This is a genomic window from Cyanobium sp. FACHB-13342, assembly GCF_014697415.1.
GTDB lineage: Bacteria > Cyanobacteriota > Cyanobacteriia > PCC-6307 > Cyanobiaceae > Cyanobium_A.
This window is the reverse complement of sequence record NZ_JACJRT010000011.1, coordinates 18,181-39,157: the sequence shown is the minus strand read 5'-3', so window position 1 is coordinate 39,157 and position 20,977 is coordinate 18,181. Positions and strand designations below refer to the sequence as shown.

General features: G+C 70.3%; 19 protein-coding genes. 5 read left to right on the top strand and 14 right to left on the bottom strand.

Annotation, left to right across the window (positions count from 1 at the left end; genetic code table 11):
- Positions 1–52: 52 nt before the first annotated feature.
- Positions 53–1,105 carry an FUSC family protein gene (locus tag H6G16_RS09475; protein ID WP_190390081.1) on the bottom strand — a complete coding sequence of 351 codons (1,053 nt, stop codon included), beginning with the start codon at positions 1,103–1,105 and terminating at the stop codon, positions 53–55.
- Positions 1,102–2,091, bottom strand: coding sequence for an aromatic acid exporter family protein (locus H6G16_RS09470; RefSeq protein WP_190390080.1), 990 nt, complete (start codon positions 2,089–2,091; stop codon positions 1,102–1,104). Before H6G16_RS09470 ends, H6G16_RS09475 begins: the two co-directional genes overlap by 4 nt.
- A 75-nt stretch (positions 2,092–2,166) precedes the next feature.
- On the opposite strand from H6G16_RS09470, the gene H6G16_RS09465 reads away from it, so the two are divergent.
- On the top strand, positions 2,167–2,637 hold the full coding sequence (locus H6G16_RS09465; RefSeq protein WP_190390079.1) for an MgtC/SapB family protein: 471 nt from the start codon (positions 2,167–2,169) through the stop codon (positions 2,635–2,637).
- On the opposite strand, the gene H6G16_RS09460 is transcribed toward H6G16_RS09465, so the two are convergent.
- On the bottom strand, positions 2,619–3,545 hold the full coding sequence (locus tag H6G16_RS09460; RefSeq protein ID WP_190390078.1) for an LCP family protein: 927 nt from the start codon (positions 3,543–3,545) through the stop codon (positions 2,619–2,621). The genes H6G16_RS09465 and H6G16_RS09460 overlap by 19 nt on opposite strands.
- Before the next feature lie 29 nt (positions 3,546–3,574).
- Entirely contained in the window at positions 3,575–5,380 is a 1,806-nt protein-coding gene (locus tag H6G16_RS09455; RefSeq protein WP_190390077.1) for an ABC transporter ATP-binding protein, read from the bottom strand.
- Positions 5,381–5,473: 93 nt separating this feature from the next.
- Between H6G16_RS09455 and H6G16_RS09450 the strand changes: the two genes are divergently transcribed.
- Entirely contained in the window at positions 5,474–5,671 is a 198-nt protein-coding gene (locus tag H6G16_RS09450) for a hypothetical protein (protein WP_190390076.1), read from the top strand.
- A 106-nt stretch (positions 5,672–5,777) separates the two neighbouring features.
- Here H6G16_RS09450 and H6G16_RS09445 read toward each other — a convergent pair whose 3' ends face one another.
- Positions 5,778–6,173, bottom strand: coding sequence for an RNA-binding protein (locus H6G16_RS09445; RefSeq protein WP_190390075.1), 396 nt, complete (start codon positions 6,171–6,173; stop codon positions 5,778–5,780).
- A gap of 257 nt (positions 6,174–6,430) precedes the next feature.
- On the opposite strand from H6G16_RS09445, the gene H6G16_RS09440 reads away from it, so the two are divergent.
- On the top strand, positions 6,431–6,631 hold the full coding sequence (locus H6G16_RS09440; protein WP_190390074.1) for a hypothetical protein: 201 nt from the start codon (positions 6,431–6,433) through the stop codon (positions 6,629–6,631).
- Here the strand turns inward: H6G16_RS09440 and H6G16_RS09435 are convergent.
- The 7 genes from H6G16_RS09435 to H6G16_RS09405 form a co-directional block, all read right to left on the bottom strand.
- On the bottom strand, positions 6,628–6,942 hold the full coding sequence (locus H6G16_RS09435; RefSeq protein WP_190390073.1) for a hypothetical protein: 315 nt from the start codon (positions 6,940–6,942) through the stop codon (positions 6,628–6,630). The genes H6G16_RS09440 and H6G16_RS09435 overlap by 4 nt on opposite strands.
- Positions 6,943–6,984: 42 nt before the next feature.
- Complete coding sequence (locus tag H6G16_RS09430) at positions 6,985–8,733, bottom strand: DEAD/DEAH box helicase (RefSeq protein WP_347238854.1); 1,749 nt, start codon at positions 8,731–8,733, stop codon at positions 6,985–6,987.
- A 254-nt stretch (positions 8,734–8,987) separates the two neighbouring features.
- A complete protein-coding gene (locus tag H6G16_RS09425) occupies positions 8,988–9,353 on the bottom strand; it encodes a phosphomannose isomerase type II C-terminal cupin domain (RefSeq protein ID WP_190390071.1) in 366 nt (121 codons plus the stop codon).
- On the bottom strand, positions 9,350–10,936 hold the full coding sequence (locus H6G16_RS09420) for an AAA family ATPase (protein ID WP_190390070.1): 1,587 nt from the start codon (positions 10,934–10,936) through the stop codon (positions 9,350–9,352). Before H6G16_RS09420 ends, H6G16_RS09425 begins: the two co-directional genes overlap by 4 nt.
- Positions 10,933–14,706: a UvrD-helicase domain-containing protein gene (locus tag H6G16_RS09415; protein ID WP_190390069.1), complete on the bottom strand. Its 3,774-nt coding sequence runs from the start codon at positions 14,704–14,706 to the stop codon at positions 10,933–10,935. The genes H6G16_RS09420 and H6G16_RS09415 overlap by 4 nt, the downstream gene beginning before the upstream one ends.
- Positions 14,703–17,942, bottom strand: coding sequence for an exodeoxyribonuclease V subunit gamma (locus H6G16_RS09410; RefSeq protein ID WP_190390068.1), 3,240 nt, complete (start codon positions 17,940–17,942; stop codon positions 14,703–14,705). Before H6G16_RS09410 ends, H6G16_RS09415 begins: the two co-directional genes overlap by 4 nt.
- Before the next feature lie 23 nt (positions 17,943–17,965).
- Positions 17,966–18,625 (bottom strand): metallophosphoesterase, encoded by a 660-nt coding sequence (locus H6G16_RS09405; protein ID WP_190390067.1) that lies wholly within the window; start codon positions 18,623–18,625, stop codon positions 17,966–17,968.
- 105 nt (positions 18,626–18,730) lie between these two features.
- Here H6G16_RS09405 and H6G16_RS09400 point away from each other — a divergent pair, with 105 nt between their 5' ends.
- Positions 18,731–19,072, top strand: coding sequence for a hypothetical protein (locus H6G16_RS09400; protein ID WP_190390066.1), 342 nt, complete (start codon positions 18,731–18,733; stop codon positions 19,070–19,072).
- Here H6G16_RS09400 and H6G16_RS09395 read toward each other — a convergent pair.
- Both H6G16_RS09395 and H6G16_RS09390 read right to left on the bottom strand, forming a co-directional pair.
- Positions 19,069–19,389, bottom strand: coding sequence for an MgPME-cyclase complex family protein (locus H6G16_RS09395; RefSeq protein ID WP_190390065.1), 321 nt, complete (start codon positions 19,387–19,389; stop codon positions 19,069–19,071). The genes H6G16_RS09400 and H6G16_RS09395 overlap by 4 nt on opposite strands.
- Complete coding sequence (locus H6G16_RS09390) at positions 19,386–20,135, bottom strand: pyridoxine 5'-phosphate synthase (protein WP_190390064.1); 750 nt, start codon at positions 20,133–20,135, stop codon at positions 19,386–19,388. Before H6G16_RS09390 ends, H6G16_RS09395 begins: the two co-directional genes overlap by 4 nt.
- Positions 20,136–20,259: 124 nt before the next feature.
- Here H6G16_RS09390 and H6G16_RS09385 point away from each other — a divergent pair, with 124 nt between their 5' ends.
- Positions 20,260–20,970 carry a lysophospholipid acyltransferase family protein gene (locus tag H6G16_RS09385; protein ID WP_242036331.1) on the top strand — a complete coding sequence of 237 codons (711 nt, stop codon included), beginning with the start codon at positions 20,260–20,262 and terminating at the stop codon, positions 20,968–20,970.
- The last annotated feature ends 7 nt before the right edge of the window (positions 20,971–20,977 follow it).

Below are 20,977 nucleotides of genomic sequence, written 5' to 3'. Positions count from 1 at the left end.
CAGCTTCCGGGGCGGCAGCTTGGGGGCTCGATGCCGTTTCCAGGCAGGCCGCTCAGGGCACGGCAGCCCAGGCGGTTTCGAAGCTCCTGGTCGCCTCAACCATCTGGTGGCAGGTGATGGCCCGGCGTCCACCGCTGCTGCTCAGCAAGACTGCTGTGGCGAGCGGATCCTGAAAAGCTGCTGCTTCAGCCTGTTCCAGCAGCTCCAGGTCTGGACCTGGGGTGGTTTTGGCGGTTGGCGGTGGCAGCTCCGGCCAGGACTGGGCCCAGCCGGTCAGTTGGTCGGCCAGGTTTTGGAGGAGCGCGTGCTCAGCCTCGAGGAGCGCTTTGAGGCCGGGGCTTGTTAGGGGCACCACCGGCAAGCGCAGCATGGTTCGGTAGTGGCCGATCACGGCGCTGAGCCATTGTTCCTGGAGGTCCCAGAGGCGTTCCATCCGTTCACCCATGCGGTCGGGGCCCAGCTCCTGGCGCGCTTCCTGGCGCAGGTTCTGGAGCTGGAGCGTCGCTTTCAACAGTTGGTTGCGACGCTGGAGACGGGCACTGGCCTCCAGTTCCCGTTCCTCCAACAACAGGCTGGCCCGTTCCCGCAACAGGGTGGCGATTGCGCTGAACAGCGAGCGAGAGTGGTCCTGGTGCTGGGTCAGGGCGCGGCTGGGCCAGAGGCAGCTCACGGCCAGCCAGGCGGCCAACACGCCGATCAGGGTCACCACCAGTCGGGTGGGAATCCAGCTGGCCAGGTTGGTGTGGTGGACCGTCCAGCCCATGGACACCACGAGGCCGGCCACTTTGTAACCGGAGCGCAGGCCCAGGGATCCTCCGAAGATCCGTGTCAGGCCCAGGGCCAGAGCCACCCCCAGGGGCAGGGGCATGGCCTGGCTCATGGTGTTGAAACCGATCGCCACAATCAGGCCGCCGAGAACGGTGCCCAACACCCGTTGGGTACCCAGCAGCTGGGTGGCGCCCACGGTGCCTCCGAGGGCCGCCCCCACGGCCAACGGCGCATAAAAGGCATCGGGAAGCCCAAGCATGATCACGAAGCCGGCCGAGAGCCCGGCGGTGAGCGCCATCCGCAGGTCAGTGCGTGTGATCAGGGGTGGGGCGTTCATGGCCGGATGGCATCCCCCCGACTGGCCAGGGCCAGGCTCTGGGCACTGCAGGTGAGCCGTTGCAGCTCATCGTCGAGGGCCAGCAACAGCAGGGGGGGGAGGCCCTGGGCCTGGGCCAGGTCGGTGAGCCGCTGGCGTTCGGGCAGATCCAACACCTCCGTTCCGGGGGTTTGACTGAGCAGGGCCGGAAGCCTCTCTAGCCAGGGAGTCGCGGCCGAAGCCAGGGCCCCTGGAGGCAACAGTTGGCCGAGCCGCTGCAGCTGCAGGCTGTGGTGGTTGACCCGTTCCCAGAGCAGGCTGCGCTGGCGCCAGTGCAGCCGCTCGGCAGCGCCGTGGGGGTTGCTGCGCAGCTCATCGTTCACCAGCTGGTTGAGCTGTTGGCAGAGGCGACTGCCCACGATCGCCTGGGAGACCCGGCCGTTTTCAGCCATCGGATCCTTGAGTTGCTGACGGATCGCTGCGAGGCGCTGGATCAACACCCCCCTCAGCTGTTGGTCCAACTGACCCATCTCCGCCAGCCGGTTGATGGGCCAGAACAGGGCATTCACCACCAGGGTGGCCACCACCCCCACCAGGGTGTCGGCGGTGCGGTTGAGCACGTAGATCCAGTTGAGCTCGGCGTAATCAGCCACCAGAAACAGCATCGAGCTCATCACGATTCCCGTGGCCAGGCCGGCCTGCCAGCCCAACAGCCTGAGCAGGGGCACCACCACCAGCAATGACACCGTCAGCCCCAGCCAGCCGCCCATCAGGGTGTGCACCAGAAAACTGACCACCCCGGCGGCGATGGTGCCTAACACGCGACCCTGGGCTGCGGCCAGCACCCGGGTTTCGGTCTCGTCCATGCACATCACCACTGCGAGCAGCGGGTACCAGACAAAGCGCACGTCACGAAAACTGATGGCCCAGGCGCCGGCGAGGGCTGCAGCCAGAGCGATCTTGAGGGCAGCGCGCAGGGCAGAGGGGGGGAGAGCAGCGCGCGGCACACGGGTCAGATCCTTGGGCCGATTCTGGCGTTCTTGTCCAGTGGAAATGATGATGGTGTGACTGGCTGCGGATCATTGCCCTTCACCCTGGACCTGCAGATCCTGCTGCGCCTCGGTCTGGCGGTGCTGTGCGGCCTTGCCGTGGGCATGAACCGCGCCCACCACGGCAACACCAGCCACCCCAATCGCCTGCGCGTCCACGTGCTGGTGGGGCTCAGTGCCTGTCTGATGGTGCTGGCGGCCGGTCCCGATCCCCAGGCCCGCAGCCGGGTCATTCAGGGGGTCGCCACCGGAATTGGCTTCCTGGGGGCGGGCGAGATCCTGGTGCCCCCCAGTGGCGACAAGACAGGCGTGCCGGAGGTGCGTGGTCTGACCAGCGCCGCTTCGATCTGGTTCACCGCCGCCCTGGGCGTCACGGTGGCGGCCTCCACCCCCCTGCTGGCCGGGGCGGCCCTGGTGCTGGCCCTGATCACCCTGTCCCAGCGGACCAATGGCAGCACCAGGCCGACCATCGATCCAGAAGTGGATCAGAACAGGAAGCGGTAGCGTCCCTCGTTGGCGGAGTCTCCCTCGCTGCTCGAGCCGTCCAGCACCGGTTGGGGCCAATCCGCTTCCCAGTAGCTGATGTCGTTGCGATAGAAGGGCCGCCCGCCGAGGCGCTTGGTTTCCAGCTGGGTGGTGCCCATGGCCGTGATCAGCCCGCCCAGCTCCATGGGGCCCAGATCCGTTTTGAGGTCTTTCCCGGCGGCCGCCAGCAGCACCGGCAGGCGCACCAGGTGCTCCGGTCGGGTGAGTTTGCGGAACAGGGCCTGCAGGGCCAGCTGCTGGCGCTCCAGCCGACCGATGTCACCCATTTCGTCGTGGCGGAAGCGCAGGAAGCCCTCCAGGTCCCGTCCCTTCAGGGTCTGCAGGCCCGGTTGCAGGTCGATATACAGACCCTGGCTGTTGTCCGTGTAGGCCATCCGTTTCGGCACATCCACCTCAATGCCGCCGAGGGCATCGGCCATGCGCCGGATCGCGGAGAGGTTCACCACCACGTGGTGGGTGATCGGCCGGCCCAGCTTGCGGGCCAGCTCCCGTTTGAGCAGGTCGGTGCCGCCCAGGCTGTAGAGGGCGTTGATCTTGTGGGGGCCATAGCCCTCGGCCTCGATGTAGGTGTCGCGGGGCACCTGGGTGATCCGGGTGATGCCGCCATCCACCCGCAGGCTGGCGATCACATCGGTGTTGCCGCCACCCACATCGGTGCCGAGCAAAAGGACGTCCTGGTTGGTGATGCCACTCCAGGCCGCGAAGGGGTTGGTGATCGCGGTGTTGCTTCCCGAGGCCGTGTCGCTGAGCAGTTGGGAGAGCGGGCTCGCCAGCAGCAGACCACTGCCCAGGCCAACCCCGATCGCCAGCAGCACCGCGCTGCGGTTTCCTCGCTTTCGGGGCCGCTTGGCCGGAGGGGTTTTCATCCCCCAAAAGCTATTGCACGATCAGGGCCTTACAGCCGCAGGGGCTCGCCGGTGCGCAGGCCGGCCTGCACCCGCCACAAATTGGCGTAGGGACCCTCCGCTCCGATCAGCTGTTCATGGCAGCCCCGTTCCACGATCTGTCCCCGGTCCATCACCACGATCCGATCCGCGTGACGCACGGTGGAGAGCCGGTGGGCGATCACCAGGGTGGTGCGCTCCGCCGTGATCAGGTCGAGGGAGCGCTGGATGGCGGCCTCGGTTTCGTTGTCCACGGCCGCGGTGGCCTCATCGAGGATGAGCACCGGTGGGTTTTTGAGGATGGCGCGGGCCAGGGCGATGCGCTGGCGTTGACCACCGGAGAGACGCTGCCCCCGTTCGCCCACGACCGTGTTGTACCCCTGGGGCAACGCGTCGATGAAGGCTGCGGCTTCCGCCAGTTCCGCGGCGCGGGCGATGGCGGCGGGTGAGGCGTCGAAGCTGCCGTAGGCAATGTTCTCGGCCACGCTGCCGTGGAACAGGAACACCTCCTGGCTCACCAGACCGATGGCGCGTCGGAGGTCATCGAGGCGCAGGGACTGGAGTGGCGTGCCGTCCAGCAGGATGTCGCCGCCCTGGATCGCGTAGAGGCGCAGCAGCAGCTTCACCAGGGTGCTCTTACCCGAGCCGGTTGCTCCCACGATCCCCAGGGTGCTGCCGGCGGGGATGTCCAGGTTGAAATCCCGGAGCAGGGGCTCCCGGCCGGCATAGCCGAAGGTGACCGCCTCGAAGCGGATGGCGCCCCGCACCTGCTCCAGGGGCAGGGGGTGTTGCCCCCCCGGGATGGCGATCGGGGTGTCGAGCAGGTCGAGCACCCGGTTGGTGGAGGCCATGGCCCGCTGGTAGTCGTCGAGGGTGCGCCCCAGGCCGGTGAGGGGCCAGAGCAAGCGCTGGGTGACGTACACCAGAAAGGAGTAGGTACCGATCGCCAGGGTGCCGCGCCAGGCCTGGAGTCCCCCAATCACCAGGATGGCGAGGAAGGCAAACAGGATCGCGAAGCGGATCAGGGGAATGAAGGCCGCCGAGATTTGGATCGCCCGGGCATTGCTGCGCCGATAGGCCTGGCTGTCCTGTGCCAGCCGCTCCAGCTCCCAGGCCTCGGCGACGTAGCTCTTGATGGTGAGCATGCCGCCCAGGTTGTTGGCCAGGCGACTGGCCAGATCACCGGCCTTGTCACGCACCTCGGCATAGCGGGGGGCCAGGCGCTTCTGGAAGCGCAGCGACCCCCACAGGATCACGGGGATCGGCAGGAAGGACACCCCAGCCACGAGGGGGGAAAGGGCCATCATGGCGCCCCCAACCGCGAGCACCGTCGTGATCAGTTGCAGGATCTCATTGGCTCCCTGGTCCAGGAAGCGCTCCAGCTGGTTGATGTCGTCGTTGAGCACGGCCATCAGCCGGCCGCTGCTGCTGGCTTCAAAGAAGCCCATCTCCAGCTGCTGAAGGTGGCCGTAGGCCTCCAGACGCAGCTCGTGCTGCACGGTCTGGGCCAGGTTGCGCCAGAGCAGGGAATAAAGGTATTCGAACAGGGATTCGGCGCTCCAGATCAGGAAGGAGAGGGCCGCCAGGACCCCCAGCTGACCCGGCACGGTGGTGACGCCCAGGGACGCCAGCCAGGAGGTGTCCTGTTGCACCACCACATCCACCGCCAGGCCGATCAGCACTGGGGGGGCCAGGTCGAACAGCTTGTTCAGGACCGAGCAGCTGGAGGCCTGCCACACCAGCCGCCGGTGGGGCTTCAGGGTGCGCAGCAGCCGCTCCAGGGCTGGGGGGCGTCCGGCGATGGGCTGGGGCGACATGGCCGGGCGGGATTCGTTGGTGAAGATCTTGGCGTTTCCCTGGTTGGCTGGGTGCGGCAGGCGTAGACCGAAGGCATCTCCCCTGGAGGTGCCATGACGAAAAGCAGAGCGTTCAACCGCTTTCATCGCTGGACGGCCAAGGTGCGCCGTCGCCATCTGAAGGCCTGGTTGCCAGAGCCCCGCGAGGGTGAGCCCATCCCCGATCTGCCGGGCGCAGCCCTGCGTCAGCGGACCTGGCAAGACGACCAACTCCATGAACTGGAGCAGGAGCTGCCGCAGCTGCTCCGCTAGCACTCCCGCCCCCAAGGGCCTGGTCTCCGGCCAACAAAAGACCCCTGGCTGTGGAAGGCTCCACGACCAGGGGTTCTTGGCTGGGAACGGGACCAGGCCGAGGGACTTACCAGCGGTTGCCGCCGCCGCCCCCACCGCCGTAGCCCCCACCGCCGCCGCCGTAGCCACCGCCACCGCCGCCGTAGCCGCCACCGCCACCGCCACCACGGTTGCCGCCGCCGCCGTAGCCACCGCGGCCGCCGCCACCACCACCACCGCCCTCACGGGGCGTGGCCTTGTTGACGCGGATCATGCGGCCCATCCACTCGACGTCCTGGAGGTCGTCGATGGCTTTCTGTTCCGCCGCGTCATCGGCGAGTTCAACAAAGGCGAAGCCACGCTTGCGGCCGGTTTCCCGGTCGAGGGGCAGGCTGCACTGGCGCACCTCTCCGTACTGGCCGAAGAGATCAAGCAGGTCCTCCCGTTCGGCTTGGAACGAGAGGTTGCCAACGTAAATGGTCATTAATGGAGCAAATCCTGGAACTGATTCGGTTGATGCTGCGGGACCTCGGGCATGCCAGCAGGAGCTAACGGTGCCGGAAGGGGCCAGAACGCCTAGGAATCACCGCCAACCTTACCGTTCTGCCGCGCCGGTCTTCGCCAGGGAGGCCTGGATCATGGAGAACCATGAAGCGGTTTCTGAAGACACCCTGTAGTCCGCTCCGTGATCCCCGATCATGGCCCATTGTCAGCAAACCCTGATCAACCGCGAACTCCGTGATGACAGCACCTGTCCCCTGGAGCCTCGCCTGGCGCGAGGACGGCGAGCTGGCTCCCCAGGATCGCTTTGACCTGCTGCAGAGCCTGGTCAGCAGTGAAAGTGCCGCTGTGCAGAGCTCTTTGATCGCCGCTGTCGAGCGGCTCTCGCTCGCCGAGGTCACGAGTATCAGCCTTGGCGAGGTGACCCGTCTCTGCGCCTAGTTGATGGTCCCCGGGCCGGTTTGCGGTGAGGGAGCCCTCACGGCACGCTGGTCCGAGTGGCGCCCGCAGGCGTCGTGGGCTTCCTCCACGTCGCTGCCCTGGGCCACCCGCTCCCCCACGCATCCGCAGGTTCGGTCGATCTGGGCCAGGGGCAGGGCCTTCCCCTGTTTCTTCAGGTCGGCTTGATAGGCCGAGAGGCAGAAGGCCTTCACCACCTCCGCCACGCCGGTGGATTGACCCGCCGGTACCCAGGCAATCAGGCCCAGCAGCAGCAGGCCAACGGGGGCCAATCGCAGGGTGCGGGGACGCATGGTGGGTGGCCTGGTGCAGGCGGGTGGGGCTGCCCCGAGGGATTACCCCTGCAGGCGGGAGATCTGCAGCGGTTTGTTCATCACCCGCAGTTGGCGCAGACCTTGGAAGACCTCATCGGGCATGCCCTTGGGGAGGTCCACGGTGCTGTGGGTGTCAAAGATCTGGATGCGGCCGATGGAGCGACCGTTCAGACCGGCCTCGTTGGCAATGGCACCCACGATGTTGCCGGGCTTGATCCGGTCCCGCCAGCCCACTTCCACCCGGAAACGCTCCATGTGATCTTCCGGCGGTCCCATGGGGCGGTCACCCCGGGGGCCCCGATCCCCATCGCGGCCGAGCTCGCGACCCCGGCCCCGGTCGCGGCCAAATTCGCGGCCCCCATCCCGGGCAGGACCGTTCTGGCGCACCTGGTTGAAGTTCTCCTCGCTCTGCAGCAGCAGCGGTTTACCCGCCAGGCTCAGTTCCAGGGCGGCGAGGGCCAGTTGGTCCGGACTCGAGCCCAGTTCCTGGGCCACCCGCTGCAGGATTTCGCTCAGCAGGGCGCGCTCCTGCTCACTGCTGGCCGGCGTCTGCAGGCAGCCGGTGAGCCGGGCGCGCATCCGATCGAGCCGGTTCTGGTTGATGGTGGCGTTGCTGGGCACGTCCATCTCCTCGATCGGCTTGCCCACCGCCCGCTCCAGGCCGCCCAGGAAGCGTCGCTCCCGGGGGGTGAGAAACAGGATGGCGTCGCCGCTGCGGCCCGCCCGCCCCGTGCGGCCGATCCGGTGCACGTAGGCCTCGGAATCGAAGGGGATGTCGTAGTTGATCACCAGGCCGATCCGGTCCACATCGAGACCGCGGGCAGCCACGTCGGTGGCAACGAGCACGTCCACCTGGCCACTCTTGAGCCGTTCGATCGTGCGTTCCCGCTGGGCCTGGGGCACGTCGCCGTTGAGCACGGCCACGTCGTAGCCGTGCTGCTCCAGGGATTCCGCCACCGTGATGGTGATCGCCTTGGTGCGGGCAAAGATGATCACACCTTCGCTGGTTTCGGCCTCAAGCACCCGCTCCAGGGCGGACAGCTTGTGGGGGGCGTGCACCATCAAGAAGCGCTGACGGATGCGGCTGGCGTCCGCAGCCTTTTGCTTGATCGTGACCTCAGCCGGAGAGTTGAGATATTTCTGGGAAATGCGCCGAATCTCGGCCGGCATGGTGGCTGAGAACAGCACCACCTGACGCTGTTGGGGGAGTTGCTCGAGCACCCATTCGACGTCGTCGATGAAGCCCATGCGCAGCATTTCGTCGGCCTCGTCGAGCACCAGGGCCCGCAGATTGGAGAGGTCGAGGGTGCCCTGGCGCATGTGGTCCATAACCCGGCCCGGGGTGCCCACCACGATCTGAACACCGCGTTTGAGCTGGTGGATTTGGTCGCGGAAATCGGCACCGCCGTAGATCGCCAGGGTGCGCACGCCGGTCAGATTGACGGCATAGCTGTTGAAGGCATCGGCCACCTGCAGCGCCAGTTCCCGGGTTGGGGCCAGCACCAGCACCTGGGGCTTGCGCTCCTGGGGGTCGAGGGCGGCCAGCATCGGCAGGGCGAAGGCTGCGGTCTTGCCGGTGCCGGTCTGGGCCTGGCCCACCAGGTCCCGGCCCAGCATCAGCTCCGGGATGGCGGCTTTCTGGATCGGGGTGGGGTCCTGGTAGCCGAGGGTCTCGAGGGCCTTGAGCAGTTCGGGCCCGAAGCCGAAGCGGGCAAAGCCCTCGGCGTTGGAGGGTTCCCGCTCAGGCGTGGCCTCGAGGGGCGCATTGATTTCGACGGAGCAGGTGAAACTGCCGCCGTTGGAAAGTTCGGTCACTGGATTCAATTTGGCCTGGTTGAAGTCCTTGAACGCAGGCCGGCAGAAACCCAATGGAGACCAGAACGCTGAAGGGATGGGCCATGGCTGATCAGCTGAACGCTGCGCGGCCGAACCCGGTCTTCAGAGGCTCTCGCCTGCACTCAACAAAACTGCCCTGCCCTTGAAAAAGGCTGAACCAAAACTTTATCACTCGTGCTGGCGGCCTCTCAGAGCCTGCCGAAGTCATCGGCCAGGCGTTCAATGTCGGTTTCGCTGAGCCAATCCCCCCGCTGCACCTCGACGATCTCGAGGTCGGTGTGGCCTCCCTGGGCCCGATGCAGTGCTCCCTGGGGAATGAACACCGTGGTGCCCGGCACCGCAGCCGTCAGCACCTCACCCACCTGCAGCTCTCCACTGCCCGCCACCACCACCCAGTGTTCGCAGCGGTGCTGGTGACGCTGCAGGCTCAGGCGCCGGCCGCTGCGGATCAGCAGCCGTTTCACCAGGTAGTGGTCGCCGCTGGCCAGGGTTTCGAACCAGCCCCAAGGGCGTTCCGCCCGGCCGTCGGGGTTGGTGGGCTCGGGATGGGTCACGGCGCCAGGCTGGCGCTCGCGGCCGGCGCCCGCAAGGGGGTGATCAGCCGCGCCTGCTGCCGGGCCCGGGTGAGGGCCGTGTAGAGCAGGCGCCGCTGGGGCCGGCCCTTGTCGGGCATCAGCACCCACACCTCATCGGCCTCACTGCCCTGGGCCTTGTGCACGGTGAGGGCCAGGGCCGGTTCCGCATCCGGAAGCTGGGCGGGATGGATCCAGAGCGGTTCGGGTTGTCCCGGAGCACTGAACAGCAGCCGGCGCTCCCCGGTGGATCGGCCGGGCTGTTCCATCACCAGGCCCACGTCGCCGTTGGCCAGCCCCAGCTCCACCAGGTTGTGGCGGCACAACACCGGGGTCCCCACAGGCCAATGCTGGGCCGAGCGGCTGGCGGCCTCCCCCAGGAGGGCCTGGTGGATGGCTTCCACCCCCCAGCGACCGCGGCGCAGGGGGGTGAGCACCAGGCAGGCCTCGAGCGCGGCCAGCAGGGCGGCAGCGGCGGCGGGATCGTCCGGCGGGCAAGTCCGGCAGCGCTGCTCCAGCTGCTCCTGGTGCCGCCGCAGCCGTTCCAGCAGGGCGGCCGGCAGGCTGCGCGGCGGGGCCTCCAGCCAGCGCAGGTTGGCATCGGCTGGCAGCGGCTCCAGCAGGGAGGGCAGCCAGGCCTCGAGGGGGTCGTGCCCGGCCCGCAGGGCGGCGGCCACGGCGGCGATGGCGCCGTTGTTGCGGTAAGTGGTGCGCAAGCCGATGGCGGCGTCCCCCAGGGCCTGGCGGCGCTCGGGGGCCTGCAGGTCCAGCAGCACCGGGCCCGGGCCTACCGGCGGCAGCTGGGCGGCGTCGCCCACCAGCACCAGCCGGCAGTCCTGGGGCAGGGCGTCGAGCAGGGCCTCCATCAACGGCAGGTCGACCATGGACACCTCATCCACCACCAGCAGGTCGAGGGCCAGGGGATGGTCGCGGTTGCGGCCAAACCGCTCGCCCCGGCTTTCCAGCAGCCGGTGCAGGGTGCTGCAGGGCAGCTGCAGGTTGGCGTTGGCCAGGGCGGCCCGCAGGCGGGCGGCGGCCTTGCCGGTGGGGGCGGCCAGGTGGATGCGGCTCCCCGGTTGCTGGACCTGCACCGCCGCCAGCATGCGGGCCACGGTGCTGGTCTTGCCGGTGCCGGGGCCCCCTTCCAGCAGCACCAGGCCGTACCGCAGCACCGCGCTCACGGCCCGTTGCTGATCCCGATCCAGTCCGTCGGCGGGGGCGGCCTCCCCCGCGGGCTGCAGCGGCCGCTGGGCCCGGGCGATTAGGGCCTGCAGCACCCCGTCCCGCTGGCGTTGCCAGCGGCGCCACAGCAGCCGATCGCCATCCAGGGCCAGGGGGCCGTGGGGGGCGGCGCAGAGGGGCGAGCCGGCCAGGGCCTGGCGATGGCGGGCGCTGGGCACGGGGATCTCCAACTGGCCCTCCGCCAGGGCCACGGCCAGGGCTTCGATCAGCTCCCCCACCAGGGGATCGGGGTTGGCGCCATGCAGCCGTGGCACCGCTTCACCGAGGGCCGCGGCCAGGGCCTGGATCCAGGCGGGCTGGTCCGTGGGTTGGGGGGCGTTCATCGGGCTCCTCCCAAAACCTGGTCGAGGGCCAGCAGCCGGGCGAGGGGGGGCTGCTCGAGGAACATCCCCGGCACGGCGCCGGTGGTGCTGGTGGCTCCGGGCACTCCGCGCAGGAACACGTACACGTAGCCGCCCAGGTGCTGCTCCGGGCGATAGCCGGGCAGGCGCCAGCGCAGGTAGCGGTGCAGGGCCACCAGGTAGAGGTGGGCCTGGAGGGGGTAGTGGTTGGCGGCCATCAGCTCGGCCATGGCGGGAGGGGCGTAGTGATGGGGGCCGCAGCGCAGCGGTTGGCCCTGGCCGTCCCGTTCGCCCAGCCAGTTGCTCTTCCAGTCGGCCACCCACCAGCGTTCGCCGTGGCGGAACACCAGGTCGATCGAGCCGGTGAGGAAGCCCTGGCTCGCCACGTCCAGCTCGGCCAGGCGCTCGGCATAGGTGGCCCCAAACCAGCCCTTGGGATGGTCCTTGAAGGGGCGCGCCAGGGCCCGGGCCCGCACCAGGCCCAGGGGCAGGTCGAAATTCATTTCATTGAGGCGCCGCTCTGGCGTCAGCTGGGCCAACTGGAAGCCCCCCAACGCCCCGCCCAGGGGGGTCTGGCGCAGTTGCTCCAGACCCTGCACCACCGCCTGCAGCTGGGCTTCGGCGATGCCGGCCCGCTGCAGCTCCCGGGCGCAGAGGTCGGCCTGGGCCGCCACGGGCTGGCAGTAGTCGAGCTGCTCCAGGATCCGGTGGAGGCAATCCCCGGCCTGGGCACCGCGGGGGAAGTCGGCCAGGGGGCCATCGGCGGGCCAGGGTTGGCTGCCGTCTTCGCTGCTCGGCGGGCCGGCCTCGAGGTCGGCCACCAGGGCATCGGTTTCCCGGCCCTCCTCCACGGCCTGGGGTGCTGCGCTGTGGCTGCCCAGGGTCCAGCTGGTGTAGCTGCTGCGGCCCCAGGTGGGGTCGAATGGCTGGCTGGGCACGGGGCCCCGCGCTAGGGGCTCTCCTGTGGGGCTGGAGGCGGGTTGCCACCGGATCCGCAGGCCCTTGGCGGGGGGATCGATCAGGCTGAGCGGCAGGCCGCGGCGGCGGATTCCCTGCTCCAGCCGCTCGCGCCAGTCGGCATCGCTGCCGTCTCGATAGGGGTCGTGGTCGCGACCCGGCGGATCCTCCTGGTCGAACAGCCAGGGATGGAGCGGGTTGCCCTGCTGCCCCTGCACCGGCCCCCAGGCGAGCACCAGCAGCAGCCGGGCCCGGGTGGCGGCCACATAGGCCAGCCGTTCCCGTTCCTCCAGTTCGGCCTGGCGTTGCTGGCGGCGGGCCCCATAGCCCGCTCCCCAGTTGCCGTTGAGGTGCAGGTCGAGCACGGCCTCGCGGCGCTCCAGGTCGCCGTCCGCAGGCCGCCAGCGCACGCCAATCCGTCCCTGGCCGCCCCGATCGCCGCCGGGGGCCTGCCACAGGTAGGGACAGATCACCACCGGGTATTCCAGTCCCTTGCTCCGATGCACCGTCACCACCGACACGGCCGCGTCCACCACGTCGCTGTGGGGCTGGTGGGCGTCGGGCACGTCCTGGTCGGGGTCGAGCCGCAGGCGCCGCAGCCAGTCGGCCGCGGCCGCGGGGCCCAGTTGGTCGGCGTGCAGGCGTGCCGCCACCAGCTCACCGCACTGCTGCAGGTCGGCCAGCAGCCTCCCCCCCAGGGAGAGCCGGGCCAGGCCCCGCTGCTCCAGCAGGCTGGCCAGCACCCCCAGCAGGCCCCGGCGGGGGAGCTGGGCGGCCCATTGGGCCAGCCGGCCGGCCAGGGTGCTCCATTCCTCTGGCCCGGCGCCGGCGATCTCGGCGGCGCTCCAACCCAGCAGGGGGGAGGCGGCGAGCAGCCGCAGGCGGTGGGCCTGACCCGGTTCGGCCAGGGCATCGAGCAGCCGCTGCAGGGCCGTGGCTCCGGCACTTTCGAACACATCCCCCTGGCTCACCAGCCGGCTGGCGATGCCGCAGCCCTCGAGGGCGCCGCGCAGGGCGTCGGCCTGGCGGTGGGTGCCTACCAGCAGGCAGATGTCGTTGGGGCCCAAGGGCCGGCTGCTGGCCTCCCGTTGTTCGCTCAGCCCGCGGTTGAGCAGGTTGGCCGTGAAGCTGGCGATTCGAGCCGGGAGCTCACGCTCCAGGGCGGTGCGGCTGGGTGGTTTCTCTCCAGCGGACCGGTCGCCGCCGAGCCAGAGCAGCTGCAGGGGGTGTTCGTCCGCCGCCAGCGCCAGGTTGGTTTCACCCTGTTGGGCGCGCACCGGTGGCACGGCCAGGCCGGTGCGGCGCAGGCCCGGCTGCATCAGCCCATTCAGTCCGGCGATCAGGGCCCGGCTGGAGCGGTAGTTGTCGGTGAGGCTGCTCAGGCCCGCGCCCGCCTCGGCGGCCTGGCGGGCGTGCAGGTAGGTGCGCAGGTCGCCGCCGCGGAAGCGGTAGATGGCCTGCTTGGGATCACCCACCAGCACCAGCCGGTGGCGCTCGGGTTGGAAGGCCCCCGCCAGGATCCGCCATTGCACCGGGTCGGTGTCCTGAAATTCATCCACCAGGGCCACGGCGTAGCGCTCCCCCACCGCCTGCAGCAGCGGTGTCGTGGCCAACTCCCCGGGGTCGAGCCCCTCCAGCAACTGGGCGAAACCCAGGCGCCCGCTCTGGCGGCGCCGGCGGTTGAGCTCGGCCCGGCCCCAATGGCAGGCATGCAGCACCATCGCCTCCGCCGGCCCCTCCAGCAGCTGGGCCACCGCCTCCAGCAGGGGGCGCTCCGGCAGGGAGGGCTCCCGGGCGTCCTTGCCGTCATCCCCGGCCTGGCCCTCGATGCCCCGCGCCACCTTGAGGAAGGCTCCCGGGTGGAAGTAGTCGCGCAGCAACCCCTCCGCACCGCCGTTGCGGCCTGCCGTGGCGCCGTAGTCGCCCCCGGGGGGCTGGGCGGCGATCCAGCCATCCACCAGGCCGCAGCGGTCCTTGCGGGGGTTGGGGTTGTAGGGGGTGGTGGTCTTGACGCCCTGCTCCCGCCAGGCGGCGGCGGCGCTGCAGAAGCTCGCCTCCAGGTCCCGGCCGTGGGCGCTCCAGCGCTCCTGGAACCGGCCCCAGGCTTCGGCCCAGAGGGCCTCGAGTTGGTCGGCTAGGGGGGCTTCAACCGCGAATCCGCTTGGCAGGGGGTCGAGCTGCAGGGCGGGGTCGCCATCGAGGCTGCCCAGCAGGGCTTCCAGGGTGTCCGGGCCTTTCACCCACGTCTGCAGTCCCGCCACCAGGTGGCTGGCCAGGGGCAGCACCTGCTGCTGCCAGTAGTTGTGGGCCACCTGCCGCACCAGGGTGCCCTTGTCGGTTTCCAGTTGCAGCTCCGGGGGCAGGCCCGCCTCCAGGGCGTGGCGCTGCAGGGTGCGGCGGCAGAAGCCGTGGATGGTGGTGATGTCGGCGCCATCGAGCTCCTCGAGGGCCAGCAGCAGCCGGGCCCGGAGTCGGTCGCTGCGGGGCCGCTGCTGGTCCAGCCAGGCGGCCAGGGTGGGGTCGGGTGCCTCCAGCTCGGGATTCTCAAGGCCCGCCAGGGCCCGCTGCAGCCGCTGGCCGATGCGATCGCGCAGCTCGGCCGCGGCGGCGTCGGTGAAGGTCACCACCAGCAGCTGGCGCAGGTCCAGTTCGGCTTCGCCCACGTAGCGGAGCACCAGCTGGGCCAGGGCAAAGGTCTTGCCGGTGCCGGCGCTGGCCTCCAGCAGGCGTAGGCCAGGTTCGAGCGGAAAGCTGTTGGCCTCGAAGCGCTGCTCAGGCGCCGGGATCGCCGTCATGGCCGCTGCTCCCGCAGGGGGCCGAGCAGGATCTCGGCCTGGGCGGCCACCTCACCACTGGCCAGCAGGGCGCTGCCGCTGAGCTCGGCTCCGAAGCAGAGGGCCTGTTCCGGCTCCTGCCGTTCGCCCCGGGATCGCTCCGTGCCCTCCCAGGTTTCGATCGCCTGGTCCGCGCCCTTCTCCAGCAGGGTCCAGCCGGTTTCCGGGGGCACGGGCCAGCAGCGCTGGCGCCAGGCTTCACGCAGCTCCGCCAGCCGCTCCAGTTCCTGCCGGGCCATGGCCCCATCGGGGGGCACCAGGCGCAGCTCCACCCCGAAGTCCCGCTCGCCCCGGGCCACCAGCACCGCGGCGGCCGGGGCCTGATCGGCGGCGGCGGCCAGCAGCAGGGCCAGCCAGAGCTCCAGGCGCTGGGGGCTGCGGGGGCGGGCCGGGTGCAGCACCACCAGGGAGGAGCCCCGCCAGAGCAGGTCCTGCTGCCAGTCCTGCCATTGGGCCAGGGTCCGGCGTTCGGGCCCCAGGTCTTCCAGGGTGGTGTGCAGGCTGTGCCAGCGCCGGCTGAGGCCGCCGGCTTCCAGTTGTCCGGCCGCCAGCGGCGGCAGCAGACCCGTGCCCCGGTGGCGCTCCAGCCAGGTTTCGGGCGCGTCGAGGCTCGCCGCCCCGGGGTCGCTGAGGGCCTGGCGCAGCAGGGCGGCCCGGCTGCGCTCATCGAGGCTGAGGGGATCGAGGTCGTCGAGGCTGTCGGCCCATTCCCGGGGCCGCAGCCCCAGGGAGCGCAGCCAGCTGGCCTGGGGGGCCAGCAGCCATTCGCGCAGGTCGGCCGTGGCGTCCCACTCCTCGCGTTCCATCTCCAGGCTGGGCGGTCCGGGGGGCGCGCTGGCCGCCAGGGCTAAGGGGGGCGCCAGGGCGGCGGGCTGGTCCAGCAGCTGGCGGGCCTCCAGCAGACGCCGGTCGCAGCTGCCCGGGGGCCGTTCGCTGATCGGTTGGAAATTGGCCCGGTCGAGGGGGTTGGCGGGATGGTCCACCAGCAGGCCCTCGCCCTGGCAGGGCAGCTGGCCCTGCAGCCATTCCAGCCACTGGCGCACCGGGGTGGCCGGCGGCAGCTCCTCCCCACTGCGGGGGTCGCGGCTGCTCCAGGTCACCAGCAGGTGATCCCGGGTCGAGAGCAGGGCCTCCAGCAGCACGTAGCGGTCCTGGTCGGCCGGGTTGGGATCGCCCAGGCGGCGCTGCTGCTCCAGCAGGTGGAAGCCCGGCCGCTGGCTCTGGCGGGGGAAGGTGCCCGCATCCAGTCCCATCAACACGATCACCCGGTGGGGAATCGCCCGCATCGGCTCCAGGGCGCTGATCGTGAGGGCACCGCTGCGGTGGCCGAAGCGGCCCGAATCGGCGGCAAGGCGCTCATCGAGCACGGCCGCCACCACCGGTGCGGCCAGGTCGAGGGCGCAGCCCGCGGCGGCCCGCTGCCAGTCGTCGATGGCGGCCAGCACCAGCGGCAGCTCCCAGGCCTGGCTGCCGCCCTCGCCGAACAGATCGTTCAGCAGGGCCCGCAGGCAGTGGGCCCAGGCGTCGCAGCGGCGGGGGCGGCGCAGTTCCGTCAGCCAGTGGCGCAGCCGGTTGAGCAGGTGCAGCCAGCGGCCCAGCAGCTCCACGTTCACCCCACTGGCCAGGGGAGCGGTGTCGGCCGGGGCCAGGCCGGGCTCCTCGGGCAGCACCAGGCCCAGCAGCAACCGGTCGATGGCCCAGGCGAGGCTGCCGCAGGCCAGGCCGCCCCGCTCGGCGGCATCGAGGCCCCAGTGGAAGCCGCAGCGTTGCAGCAGGGGATGGAGCGCCGCCAGTTCGGCCCCACTGAGCTGGAAGTGCTCCTGCAGCACCGCACTCTCGAGCAGGGTTTCCAGGGCCGAGGCGGTGAGCCGGTCCCCCGCCAGCCGCAGCAGCTCCAGCAGGCTGCGGCTGAGGCTGGCGTCGCTCTGTTGGCTGCGGTCGGTGAGCCGCCAGTTGAGCGACACGCCCGTCGCCTCGCCGTCGCCGAATACGGCGGCCACCAGGGGGGCCAGCCCATCCACCTGGGGTGTCATCACCAGCACATCCCGGGGCTGGAGCGTGGGGTCGGCGGCCATCAGCTGCAGGATCCGATCCCGCACGATCTGCACCTGGCGCAGGGGGCCTGGGCAGCGGTGGAACTCCAGGGAGCTGTCTCCCGCGGCCCGCTGCAGCTGGGGGTGTCCAGCCGGATCCGCCAGTTGCTGCTGCAGCTGGTGGAGCAGGGGCGCAGGTCCTTCCCCGCGATGGCTCGCGGCGGGTGCCACGAACAGATCCCTCTCCTCCCATTGGCCCTCACGGCTGTCGCCGCTGCCCTCGAGCAACTGCTGGAATTCGCCCCCCAGACGCCCGAAGCGGGCCTCCAGGCCGGAGGCCTGCAGCAGCCAGTCGCCGTCGAGGGGCTGGCGCAGGGCGATGGCGTCGCTCAGCACCCGCCGGCGACTGGTGCAGCGCTGCCACAGGTCGCGGCAGGGGGTGAGCAGGTAGAGGTCCACGTTGGTGTGGATGCTGAGGGCCTGGAGCAGCTGCACCTGGATCGGGGCCAGGCTGCTGAGGCCAAACAGCCGCAGGGGATTGGGCAGGCTGCCGGCGGGTGGGGGCCCTTCCTGGAGCAGGGCGATGGCCTCGAGCACCCGCAGGCCAAAGGGCTTCACACCCAGGCGCTCCCCCAGCCGCAGCACCAGCAGCCGCTGCCAGGCCGCACTCTCGCCCTCGGCTGGGGTGCGCCCGTCCCACCAGTTCTCCAGCAGCTCCGGGCGGTAGAGGGCGAGGTCGTCGAGGGCATCGGCGATGCTGCGACCCAGCTGCCAGCGGGCCAGGTCGAGCTCCTGGTCGTGGCCCTGGCGGCGCCCCAACCAGTGCCGCAGGGCGGCGGCTTCCGGCTGCTCCACCAGCTCCGGCAGCAGCTCCAGCACGGGCCACACCAGCTGGCTGGCGCGCCAGGGGTCGGTGTCGCCGCTGCCGTCACCCAGCAGGGCCTGCACGATCTGGCGCAGCTGGCTGCCGGGAAAGGGGTAGCGGATGTTGGCGGCGATGCCCCCCAGCCCCACCGCCAGCTGCTCCCCCAGCCAGCGGCTGGTGGGCCAGGTGTTGACCACCACCTGCACCGTCTCGAAGGGGCCCGGTGGGTTCAGCCGCAGCTGGGCGGCCAGGAGGTCGGCGAGATGTTCAGCCCGGTTGCCCCGGAAAACGGTGAGCAAGGCGTGGGCTCAGCGGTGGGCCATCAGGGCAGGCAGCCCGCCAGCTGCTGGCGGAAGGCGGTGATGCCGCGGTCCCGCAGGCCGGGAACAGACTGAATGGCGCCGGTTTCGGGGCAGTAGGCGGAGAGGTCGCCGCCGTAGCAGGCGCCGGTGTCCACCATCACGATCTGGCCGAGGCGCCGGACGTGGGGGCCCGGGGTATGGCCGATCACCACATCGCCGAAGCGGCCGTCGTAGGCCTGCCAGAAGGGCATGCGGATGGAGAGGTCCGGTTCCCAGCTGGTGGGATCGAAGCCGGCGTGGGTGGCCACCCAGCCCGGACCGCCGTAGGTGCAGGGCAGCTGGTCGAGGCGCTCCTCCCAGATGCGGCAATGGCGATCGCCCAGCTGGCGGTAGGTGTCACAGCCCGCCAGGGCCCGGTGGGCCATCCAGTTGCCCTGGTGCAGGGCGGCTACCAGGTCGGCCTCGTGGTTGCCCTTGAGCCACACCGCCCGCCCCGATTCCACCAGGCCCCAGGCCAGTTCCATGGTGCGCCGGATCTGGGGGCCCCGGTTGATCACATCGCCGCACAGCACCAGCCGATCCCCAACCGGAAGCAGGGCCACCAGCCGTTCGAGGGAGTCGGCGCAGCCGTGGACGTCCCCGATCACCCAATGGTGGCAGGCACGGGAGGGGGACGTCATCGGTCCATCGCGTTGGATCCAGTCTTGCCTCCCCACCGGCTCCTTGTCAGCCCCCCCTGGCCGGCCATCGCTGGTACGGTCGCCCCCAGCGCTGCCGAAATCCCGATGAACCCAGCCTCGTTGCCGGTGGGACAGCGGGTGAATGCCCTGGTGAAGGCCCTCAACGGCGCCAAGCGCACCAATGAGGCCCTGGCCCGCTGCAGCTCTGGTGAAGAGATGCTTGACGTGCTGCTCGATGCCTCCGCCAAGCTCGGGCTGGGTTTGACCCGCCAACAGCTGGCCAACACGCCGCCCATCCGCGACTGGGTGTGGTGGAAGAACAAGGAGGCCCTGCTCACCATCGGGGACAACAAGCCCCGCTACCAGCAGGACGGCGGCCAGGGCAAGGCCGAGCCGGCCCAACCCGGTGAGGAGGCTCCGCGCAAGCGCTTCTTGGGGCTGTTTTAGGCCGCGCTGGCCAGGGCGTCGGGAATCGCGGTGCTGGGTGCCTCGAAGCGGCCGCAGGCCACGAATTCCAGGCGCAGTTTCAGGAAGGTGATGAACTTCTCATCGGTGGACACCACCGCAGCGGCCGGCCTGGGCACCGCACTGCCGATGGGCTCGAGTTCGGGGGCCTCGAGGAAGGCAGGACGTTTCACCAGCCAGAAATCAATCGCCTTGCCCTGTTCGCCGTAGTGGCGCACCCGCTCCCGCAGCACCTCCTCCAGGGGCTCCTCCACGGTGAGGAACGCCTCGCTGGCGGCAATGAAGTGATAGGTGCTCATGGCTGGCGGCTGCCGAACAGGGGGTCGCGGCGGGGATTCTGAATCAGCGCCTTCATCTGCCGCACTGCCGCCTCCAGGCCCACGGCCAGGGCGCGGGCCACGATCGTGTGGCCGATGTTGAGCTCCTCCATTCCCTCGATGGCGGCCACCGGCTCCACGTTTTGGTAGGTGAGGCCGTGGCCGGCATTCACCCGCAACCCGAGGCTGCGGGCGATGAAGCTGCCCTCGGTGAGCCGGGCTAGCTCCCCGGGTTGCTGCTGCCCATCGGCTTCGGCGTAGCGGCCGGTGTGCAGTTCCACCCAGCGGGCTCCCGTGGCCCGGCTGGCCTCGAGTTGGGCGGGGTCGGCATCGACAAACAGGCTCACGCCGATGCCGCTGTCCTGCAGCCGGCCCACCAGGCCGGTGAGGGCCTGCTGCTGGCCGGCCACATCCAGGCCGCCCTCGGTGGTCACTTCCTGGCGCTTCTCGGGCACCAGGGTCACCATGTCGGGCCGGATCCGCAGGGCGATCGCCTCCATCTCGGCGGTGGCGGCCATCTCCAGGTTGAGCCGGCTGCGCACCGTCTGCCGCAGCAACTCCACATCCCGGTCCTGGATGTGGCGGCGGTCTTCGCGCAGGTGCACGGTGATGCCGTCAGCGCCGCCCAGCTCCGCCAGGAGGGCATGGGTCACCGGGTCGGGTTCCACGCTGCGGCGGGCCTGGCGCACGTTGGCGAGGTGGTCGATGTTGACGCCGAGGCTGGCCATGGCGGGGGAAGGGTGTGGCCGAAATCCTATGGAGCTTCCCTGGGCGGTGCCCCAACTGCCCGTGCTCCGAGCTGGACGGCGACCGTGGCCCCTAGCGTCAGAAAACCTCCTTTTGATGCGGTTGTTGGCGGCGCAGACCGGCTCCACGGCTTTCCTTCCCCAGGTGCGGGAGCGGGGTCTGTGCAACGGCATCAGCCCCTGGTTGTCGCCGTTGGCCATGGTGGCCAGCCAGGACATCGCCCTGCGCCTCTTCTTCCGCTCGGTGCGGGTGCTGGGCCGGGAGCACCTCCCCGATGCGGGCCCCGTGCTGCTGGCCCCCACCCACCGGGCCCGCTGGGATGCCCTGCTGCTGCCCCACGCCGCAGGCCGTCGCGTCACCGGCCGCGATTGCCGCTTCATGGTGACGGTGGACGAAATGCGCGGCCTGCAGGGCTGGTTTCTGCATCGGTTGGGCTGCTTCCCCGTCAACCAGGGCCGTCCATCGATGGCCAGCCTCCGCTATCCGGTCGACCTGCTGGCGGCCGGTGAGCAGCTGGTGGTGTTTCCCGAGGGTCGCATCGTGCGGGAGCAGGCGCCCCTGCGACTGCACCAGGGCCTGGCCCGTTTGGCCCTGCTGGCTGCCGGCCGGGGGGTCACGGTGCCCGTGGTACCGGTGGGCCTTGCCTATGGCCATCGGCCGCCCCGCTGGGGGGATGGGGCGGCACTTTGCTTCGGCCCGCCGCTCACCCTGGAGGGGCAAGGACGCGAGGCAGCCGTCGCGTTCACCGACCACCTGGCGCTGGCGATGGCCGCCGCAGAGGCCCGGGCCCGCGGCGCCCTTGGGCTGTCCCCCTAGAGTTTGG